General features: G+C 69.0%; 12 protein-coding genes. 2 read left to right on the forward strand and 10 right to left on the reverse strand.

Annotated features, from left to right (window positions below; translation table 11 throughout):
- From R1101_RS26540 to rimP, 4 genes are all read right to left on the reverse strand, one after another.
- Positions 1 to 295 (reverse strand): translation initiation factor IF-2 N-terminal domain-containing protein (locus tag R1101_RS26540; RefSeq protein ID WP_037223142.1); only part of this gene is annotated, 295 nt, incomplete at its 3' end.
- A gap of 204 nt (positions 296 to 499) precedes the next feature.
- The gene (locus tag R1101_RS29575) at positions 500 to 808 is read right to left on the reverse strand and encodes a YlxR family protein (protein WP_081494085.1); all 309 of its coding nucleotides are present in this window, start codon (positions 806 to 808) and stop codon (positions 500 to 502) included.
- A gap of 44 nt (positions 809 to 852) precedes the next feature.
- Positions 853 to 1,881: a transcription termination factor NusA gene (gene nusA / locus R1101_RS0112270; protein ID WP_016933715.1), complete on the reverse strand. Its 1,029-nt coding sequence runs from the start codon at positions 1,879 to 1,881 to the stop codon at positions 853 to 855.
- A complete protein-coding gene (gene rimP / locus R1101_RS0112275) occupies positions 1,878 to 2,477 on the reverse strand; it encodes a ribosome maturation factor RimP (RefSeq protein WP_016933716.1) in 600 nt (199 codons plus the stop codon). The genes nusA and rimP overlap by 4 nt, the downstream gene beginning before the upstream one ends.
- Positions 2,478 to 2,633: 156 nt before the next feature.
- On the opposite strand from rimP, the gene R1101_RS0112280 reads away from it, so the two are divergent.
- Together R1101_RS0112280 and R1101_RS0112285 are read left to right on the forward strand one after the other, a co-directional pair.
- Positions 2,634 to 3,125 (forward strand): hypothetical protein, encoded by a 492-nt coding sequence (locus tag R1101_RS0112280; RefSeq protein WP_198420267.1) that lies wholly within the window; start codon positions 2,634 to 2,636, stop codon positions 3,123 to 3,125.
- Positions 3,122 to 3,565, forward strand: a complete 444-nt coding sequence (locus tag R1101_RS0112285; protein WP_016933718.1) for a ferritin-like domain-containing protein — start codon at positions 3,122 to 3,124, stop codon at positions 3,563 to 3,565. The genes R1101_RS0112280 and R1101_RS0112285 overlap by 4 nt, the downstream gene beginning before the upstream one ends.
- Before the next feature lie 8 nt (positions 3,566 to 3,573).
- Here R1101_RS0112285 and R1101_RS0112290 read toward each other — a convergent pair whose 3' ends face one another.
- The 6 genes from R1101_RS0112290 to R1101_RS26545 all read right to left on the reverse strand — a co-directional run.
- Entirely contained in the window at positions 3,574 to 4,233 is a 660-nt protein-coding gene (locus R1101_RS0112290; RefSeq protein WP_026003194.1) for an O-methyltransferase, read from the reverse strand.
- A 25-nt stretch (positions 4,234 to 4,258) separates the two neighbouring features.
- Entirely contained in the window at positions 4,259 to 4,750 is a 492-nt protein-coding gene (locus tag R1101_RS0112295; protein ID WP_016933720.1) for a hypothetical protein, read from the reverse strand.
- 7 nt (positions 4,751 to 4,757) lie between these two features.
- Entirely contained in the window at positions 4,758 to 5,396 is a 639-nt protein-coding gene (locus R1101_RS0112300) for a hypothetical protein (protein WP_016933721.1), read from the reverse strand.
- On the reverse strand, positions 5,393 to 6,010 hold the full coding sequence (locus R1101_RS0112305) for a hypothetical protein (protein ID WP_016933722.1): 618 nt from the start codon (positions 6,008 to 6,010) through the stop codon (positions 5,393 to 5,395). Before R1101_RS0112305 ends, R1101_RS0112300 begins: the two co-directional genes overlap by 4 nt.
- Entirely contained in the window at positions 6,007 to 6,762 is a 756-nt protein-coding gene (locus tag R1101_RS0112310; protein WP_016933723.1) for an ABC transporter ATP-binding protein, read from the reverse strand. The genes R1101_RS0112305 and R1101_RS0112310 overlap by 4 nt, the downstream gene beginning before the upstream one ends.
- Positions 6,755 to 7,470: FecCD family ABC transporter permease (locus tag R1101_RS26545; protein ID WP_016933724.1), on the reverse strand; the 716-nt coding region annotated here is incomplete at its 5' end. The genes R1101_RS0112310 and R1101_RS26545, both read right to left, overlap by 8 nt.

The following is a 7,470-nucleotide window of genomic DNA, read 5'->3' on the forward strand; positions in this document are numbered from 1 at the left end:
GCGCGCCCGGCTTGGGACGCGCGGTCTCGGGCCGCGGGGCCGGGCTCGCAGGAGTGGGCCGGGGACCCGGCCGGGGCGCACCGGGCTTCGGTGCGGGGGTGGGTGCAGCCTTCGCGGCTGCGCCGTCGCCTTCGGTCTTGCCGAACGATTCGCGCAGACGACGCGCGACCGGCGGTTCGACGGTCGAAGACGCGGACTTGACGAACTCGCCCTGTTCCTTCAGGCGTGCGAGTAGTTCCTTGCTGGTGACACCGAGTTCTTTCGCCAACTCGTGCACGCGGGCCTTGCCTGCCACTGCTCTCCTCACTGATGAGGTCGAGCGGCCGACTGCCCGCACGACCTCGGGTTATCTCCGATGGACGTTCATCGCTGGTGCTTCACGGTGTGCTCATGAGTGTTCGTGCCTGTTCTTCTCAGAGTGCGATGTCACTGTTGGTGTTCCTCGTCGTCGTTCCCACGATCGTCGTACCCGGCCGAGGCCGATTCGATGCGTCCGTGATCACTGTGCCGTGGACCCGACCAGCTGATCCAGCGCTGTGGTGTCCGGATGCCCGGTCACGCGCAGTGCCCTGCCGAATGCTCGACGCCGAACCGCCAGTTCCAGACATTCCGGAGTGGGATGCAACCACGCACCTCGCCCGGGAAGCCTGCGTCGCGGATCGGGAATCACGGCGAAATCTGACGATTCCGTATCGCACGCCACCACCCGGAGCAGTTCGGCAGTCAGCCTTCGCTGCCGACATCCGACACAGGTACGCACCGTAGAGGCACGTTCCCCGCCGTTCGAGGACAGGTCATGCTGAACCATCGACCACTGTACCGCTGTTTTGCCCGGAATCCCGCATCCCACTCCTACGAGCCTGTCGAGCCGCCGCGGGAATCGTCCGTCCCGGCGGGCGCGGCGTCGCTGCGGATGTCGATGCGCCAGCCGGTCAGGCGGGCCGCGAGCCGGGCATTCTGCCCTTCCTTGCCGATCGCGAGGGACAACTGGAAGTCGGGAACGACGACCCGGGCGGCGCGCGCCTCGGGGTCGACGACCGTGACCGACACCACCTTCGACGGCGACAGTGCGTTACCCACGAATCTCGCGGGGTCCTCGTCGTAGTCGATGATGTCGATCTTCTCCTCGCCGAGTTCGCGCATCACGTTGCGCACCCGCTGCCCCATCGGGCCGATGCACGCACCCTTGGCGTTGAGGCCGGGGACGGTCGAGTGCACGGCGATCTTCGAGCGGTGCCCGGCCTCACGGGCGACCGCGACGATCTCCACCGACTCGTCGGCGATCTCCGGGACCTCGAGGGCGAACAACTTGCGCACCAGATTGGGATGCGTCCGCGACAGGGTGATCTGCGGGCCGCGCTGCCCACGGGAGACGCCCACGACGTAGCACTTGATGCGGTCGCCGTGCTCGTAGGTCTCCCCCGGCACCTGCTCGGCCGGCGGGATGAGCCCCTCGGCGTTGTTCGTCTCGCCGCCGATCTTCACGACGACCATGCCGCGGGCGTTGGCACGCGAGTCGCGCTGCACGACGCCGCTGACGATCTCACCTTCGTGGGTCGCGAACTCACCGAAGCGCTGTTCGTGCTCGGCGTCGCGGATGCGCTGCATGATGACCTGACGCGCGGTGGTCGCCGCGATCCGGCCGAAGTCCTCGGGGGTGTCGTCCCACTCGGCGATCAGGTTGCCGTCGGCGTCGCGTTCCTCGGCCAGGACCTGGATGGCGCCGGTCTTCGTGTCGACCACGACCCGCGCGTGCGGCTGGTGTCCGTCGACGTGCCGGTAGGCCGTGAGCAGGGCCGTCTCGAGCGTCGCGATGAGCTCGTCGAACGGGATGTTCTTCTCCGCCTCGAGCATGCGCAGGGCAGCGATCTCGATATTCACTTGTCCACCTTCGTTTCGTTCGTCTCGTCGTGATCGTCGCTGCCGGTCTCGTCCTCGGGTCCCTCGGTGAGCTCCCCGGCCGCGACCCGGCCGTCCGGAACCCCACCCGCGAGCTCGAGTTCCCTCGGCGGCGGCGGGGAGAACTCCACCTCCACCACTGCTCTGTGCACCGCGGCGAGCGGGACCGAACGGACCACCGGCCCGGACCGATCGGGCAGCACGAGCCTGATCTCGTCTCCGACGAGCTCGCCGATGCGTGCGACGAGGGTCTCGTCGGCCAGTTCCACCTTCGCCTTGCGGCCCTGGGCGCGCCGCCAGTGGCGGGCCTCGGTCAGGGGCCGACCGATACCGGGGCTGGTGACCTCGAGCACGTAGGGCGACTCGCCGAAGTCCGGCACCTCGTCGAAGGACTCGGAGACCACCCTGCTCAGGCGGGCCGCCTCGTCGAGACCGAGACCTGCGTCGCTGTCGACGAGAAGACGCACCGTACTGTGCTTTCCGGCGGCCGTGACCACCACGTCCTCGAGGTCGTATCCCTCTCTGGCGAGCAGATCGGAGACGAGCTCGACGATCCTCTCCGGGGGCGGCACAGGCATGGCGGGCAGGCTCCTCGTTCAGTTGTGGTCGCAGCGGACAGCGGGCCGGAACGGATGCGTACCGGCAGACTTCAAGCCTAACCCGCGTTTCGTGCTGTCGTGACCAGGGCGGCGTCCTTCTCCCGGCGACGCGACTGGCAGGATGGTCCGGTGCCGATGCCACTCGACCGACCCGCCGTCTCCCGACGAACCGTCCTGCGATGGTCGTCGGCCGCCGTCTGTGGGCTCGGAATCACGACGATCACCGCGTGCGGCGCTTCCGACGAGGATGCCGCCGAACCCGATCCGCTGGCGGCCCAGGCGACCCGCGCCCGCACCGATGCCGCGATCGCCACCGCGCTGCTCGCCCGGTCGCCGGAGCTGTCCGCGGCGCTCACCCCGATCGCGGCGGAGCGGACCGCCCACGCCGATGCGCTCGAGACCGAGATCGCCCGGATGGAAGGCGCCACCACGAGTTTCACTCCCCCGTCGACCACCGCCACCACACCCACCGGTGAGCTCCCGACCGTCGGGGAACTCCGTGAACGGCTGAACCGGTCGCAGCGCGAAGCCGCGGATCTCGCACGCACGCTCTCGGGTTACCGCGCCGGCCTGCTCGCCTCGATCAGCGCGTCCTGCGCCGTGCAGACGGCGGTGATGTTGCCGTGAGCTCACCCGAACCCGGTTCCGAACAGCAGGCTCTCGTCGACGCACTCGAGGCCGAACACGCCGCGGTCTTCGGATACGGCGTGATCGCGGCCTTCGCGGATCCCGCCCGCGCGGATGCGGTGGCGGAGGACACCGCCGCGCACCGCGCACGACGTGATGCGACGGCCGAAGCGCTGCGCGCCGCGAGCGTCGATCCCCCGGTCGCCGCCCCCGGCTACACCGTGCCGTTCCCGGTGACCGATCCCGCGTCCGCCGCTCAGCTCGCCGAGCAGATCGAGAGCGACACGGCGGTCGCCTGGCGGTCGGTCGTGGAACGGTCACGCAGCGAATCCACCCGGGCCACCGCCGTGGGCGCGCTCACAGAGGCGGCCCTACGGGCGGCGCGCTGGCGGCAGAGCCGCGGAGTCGTGCCGTCGGTGGCCTTCCCCGGGCAGCCCTGAGCCGAAGATCACTCGGTCACGACGGCGAGCGCGAAACCGTCCCAGCCCTTCGTCCCGACGGTCTGCAGCGCCGTCGCGTCGAGGCGCGGTTCGCGGGCGAGCAGTTCGAGCACCTCCCGGGACGCACGGACGCGTTCGTCGTCGCTGTCCGGGTCGGTGATGCCGCCCGCCCGCACCACGTTGTCGACGACGATCACGGTGCCCGGCCGCGACAGCCGGAGCGCCGCCCGCACGTAGTTGCTGTTGTTCTCCTTGTCGGCGTCGACGAACACCAGGTCGAAGGGGCCTTCGCCGACCAGGCCCGGCAGCGAGTCCAGAGCGGGGCCGACGCGGATCTCCACGCGGTCACCCACCCCGGCGCGGTCGAGATTGGCGCGGGCCACCTCGGCGTGCTTCGGCTCGTATTCGAGCGTGATCACCCGGCCGGACGCCCCGACCGCCCCGGCCAGCCAGATGGTCGAGTATCCGCCGAGCGTGCCGATCTCCAGGACACGGCGGGCACCCCGCATCCGCGCGAGCAGGTGCAGGAACTTGCCCTGCGGGGCGGAGACGTCGATCGGTGGCAGTCCCGCTGCGGCGTTCGCGTCGAGCGCCGAGCTCAGCGCGGGGTCGTCGCCGATCAGCACGTCGGTGAGGTAGTTGTCGGTCGCACTCCAGTTGTCGGCCATGCGGCTCATTGTGTCCCGGGGTGGGTCACTCCACCACTTCGTAAGCGGCGCCCACCTCGCGGGCGAGCAGGCGATCGGTCATCTCCTGCTTCAACACGGTGAGCCGCGCGTTCTCGGGGCCGGTGCGGCCGGGCTTGGCGCCGAGCGCGATGAACTCGTCGGTGACGAGTCCGTCGTCGCGGATCTGCAGCGTCACGCTGCGCTCGCGCCAGGTGAACTGCCAGACGTAGCGGGCGAGGGTGGCGCCGCGTTCGGTCGCGGCCAGTTCCGGATCGACGACATAACGCCCGTCGGTGACGGCACGCAGCACCATCTCCACGGCGTCGCGTCCTCCGGGGCCGGGGAAGGCGGTGCGCACCCGAACTTCCCGCCGCTCGACGTCGCCGAGGATCGAGAAGGCGTGCCGCATCACCGTGAAGCCGTGAGCCACTCCCCCGGGAAACTCGGGACCGTGATATTTCATCAGGTCGGCGAAGGTGAATTCGATCGATTGTCCCGACTCGTAGACGGTGAGCACGCGCGTCCTATCCTCTCGTGGCCCAGTGCAGGGCCGAATACAGCAATCGGGTGGCACCGGGCATGAAGCCCGAACCGTGGTGGTAGACGGGATCCATCGTGGTCACCAGCAGGCGGCCGCGGTGGTTGGTCTCGTCGACGAACAGGATCGAACCGTCCCGTTCTCCGTCGGGGGTGTGCAGATCCGCCAGACTCACTGCGCCGGGTGGGGGCTCGAGCACCCCGTGGTAGTGCCAGATCACCGAGCGGTCGGAGAAGAATCCCCAGGCCGGATGGTCCGGTGCCTGCAGTCGCACCCGGTGGTCCTCGCCGGTGCGCCACCACCAGAAGACGGTCGGCCGCGGCTGTTCGGGCACTCCCAGCCAGTCCTGGACGTGGTTCTCACCGAAGACGACGACCGTCGCGCCTCGTTCCAGGGCATCCTTCACCGCCGCTGCCCATCCGGACAGCAGGTCCGGCCGCAACCGGTCGGCGACGACCACGACATCGGAGCCTGCGATGTCCTCGGGTACGCCGGTGCGGGCGTGCACCGCGCGTATCCGGTAGGGCGCGAGGGCGGGGTCGGCCAGGGTCGCCAGGTGACTGTGGCTGCCGCCGTGCAGGAAGGCGACCGCCGGCGCCGGGTTCGTTCGGGTCGCTCGGCTCATCGGCCCTCCAGCCAGTCGAGGATCTGCGTACGAAGATGCGCGGTGCCCCGGTGCTCACCGGCGAACTGCAGCAGGTCGTTGCCGCCGTGCACGAGCACCCGTCCCCGGCCGAGCCGGTACTCGTAGTCGATCGGCGCGTGGGTACGTCCGAGGGTGTGCACCACCTGCGCGCCGTCGGGCATGTCGAGATAGCATCCGCGGCCGTAGAAACCGGCCACGCCGATGCGTTCGAGTTCCTCGAAGGGCACTGGCTCCCGGCGACCGCTGTTGTACAGCAAGGCCTTCGGATCGATCCCGGCCCAGACCGGATGCTCGTTCACCCGGCTCAGGGCGAGATCCGAGGGGTTGCGGAATTCGAGCTTGCGCCACCGTGTGAGGCCGGTGAGGAAGATCCGCTGGACGTGACCGTTGATCAGAACTCTGCCGCCTCGTGCGACGAACGCGTCGAGCACGTCGCGGTTGTCGGACAGATATTCCTGATCGACGTCGCCGGTGAAGTAGATTCCGGTGACCTCGGGCCCGCACGCGGACGGCAGGTCGTAGACGTCGATCTCGCGGAAGCCGTCGATCAGCGCACCGTCGCGCGGCGCCATCACCGCTTTCAGGACGCTCATGCGATCCCCCTTCCGAAATCCGGAACCGTCAACCGCCGGAGTGCACTCGGTGTCGTGACGTCGGCGGTGACGATCGGCGCGCCGTACATCTCACTGAGCAACTCGTCGCCGAGCAGCTCCCGGGTGGCACCGACCCGCTGGTCGTCAGCGGAGACCATGAGCATCGAACGTTCGGCGATGTGCAGGGCGTGATCGGGATGATGGGTCGTCATGACCACGGCCATCCCGTCGTCGGCCAGGCCGCGCAGAACCGTGAGCACACGTGCCTGGTTCCGCAGGTCGAGGGCGGAGGCCGGCTCGTCGAGCACGATCGTGTCGCAGCCGGACACCAGGGCCCGGGCGATGAGGACGAGCTGCCGTTCGCCCCCGCTCAGACCGCCGTAATCGCGGGTGGCCAGATGCAGGATGCCGACGCGACCGAGTGCGTCCAGAGCGGCGTCACGGTCGGCATCCGTGGGGCTGCTGTAGATCCGCACCTTGCGGGCGCGTCCCATGAGCACGATGTCGAGCACGGTGAACGAGAACGCCACCGCATGACTCTGCGGCACGTATCCGATGGTGCCCGAGGACGTGACGGTCCCGGTGACCGGTGCGAGCAGGCCGGACAGACATTTGAGCATCGTCGTCTTGCCGCGCGCGTTCGGCCCGAGCACAGCGAGAACCTCACCGGCGCACGCGGTGACCGTGACGTCCTCGAAGATCCACGGCCCCTTGGCCGAGTACCGGAACGAGATGGATTTCGCGTCAAGCATCGCTACCCCACAGTCGGGTTCGGTTGCGGATCAGCAGAGCGACGAAGAATGGCGCACCGATGATCGCGGTGAGGATGCCGATCGGAATCTCGGCGGTGCTGAGCACACGCGACAGGGTGTCGATGGCGGTGAGATAGGCGGCGCCGAGCAGCGCGCTGACGGGCAGCACCATCCGGTTGTCGGTGCCGATCATCATGCGTACCAGGTGCGGCACGACCAGGCCCACCCATCCGATGACACCCGAGACCGCCACCGCAGCGGCGGTGATCATCGCGACGCAGCCGAGCAACAGCAGCCGCAGGCGTTGCGGGCGCAGACCGAGAGCGACGGCGTCCTCGTCTCCCATCGACAGGATGTTCAGGCGCCAGCGCAGCGCGAGTACCACGAGGGCGGGCAGAAGGATCGGCACCGCGGCGATCGCGAGTTTCCCGTAGCCGGCGGTGGCGAGAGATCCCATGAGCCAGAAGACGATCGACGGCAGTTCACTGTAGGGATCGGCGATATAGGTGATGAACGAGACCATCGCCTGGAACATCGCGCCCACGACGGTCCCGCCGAGGATGATCATGAGCAGTGGTGCTCCCGGGACGGCCCGCGCGATCGCGAGGACCAGAAGCAGAGCGATCACCCCGCCGACGAAAGCGCCTCCGACGAGGGTGATTCCGCCGAGTCCGACGAGCAGCACCAGCACGCCTCCGAAGGAGGCGC

Origin of the sequence: Rhodococcus sp. R1101, from assembly GCF_000278445.1 — a bacterium.
In the GTDB taxonomy this organism is placed as follows: domain Bacteria; phylum Actinomycetota; class Actinomycetes; order Mycobacteriales; family Mycobacteriaceae; genus Rhodococcus; species Rhodococcus gordoniae.

Coding starts and splice junctions, on each gene's coding strand:
- R1101_RS0112300 (WP_016933721.1), bottom strand. CDS start 5,396: ATGAGCCGAGCGACCCGAACGAACCCGGCGCCGGCGGTCGCCTTCCTG.
- R1101_RS0112290 (WP_026003194.1), bottom strand. CDS start 4,233: ATGGCCGACAACTGGAGTGCGACCGACAACTACCTCACCGACGTGCTG.
- R1101_RS0112305 (WP_016933722.1), bottom strand. CDS start 6,010: ATGAGCGTCCTGAAAGCGGTGATGGCGCCGCGCGACGGTGCGCTGATC.
- rimP (WP_016933716.1), bottom strand. CDS start 2,477: ATGCCTGTGCCGCCCCCGGAGAGGATCGTCGAGCTCGTCTCCGATCTG.
- R1101_RS0112310 (WP_016933723.1), bottom strand. CDS start 6,762: ATGCTTGACGCGAAATCCATCTCGTTCCGGTACTCGGCCAAGGGGCCG.
- R1101_RS29575 (WP_081494085.1), bottom strand. CDS start 808: ATGGTTCAGCATGACCTGTCCTCGAACGGCGGGGAACGTGCCTCTACG.
- R1101_RS0112280 (WP_198420267.1), top strand. CDS start 2,634: ATGCCACTCGACCGACCCGCCGTCTCCCGACGAACCGTCCTGCGATGG.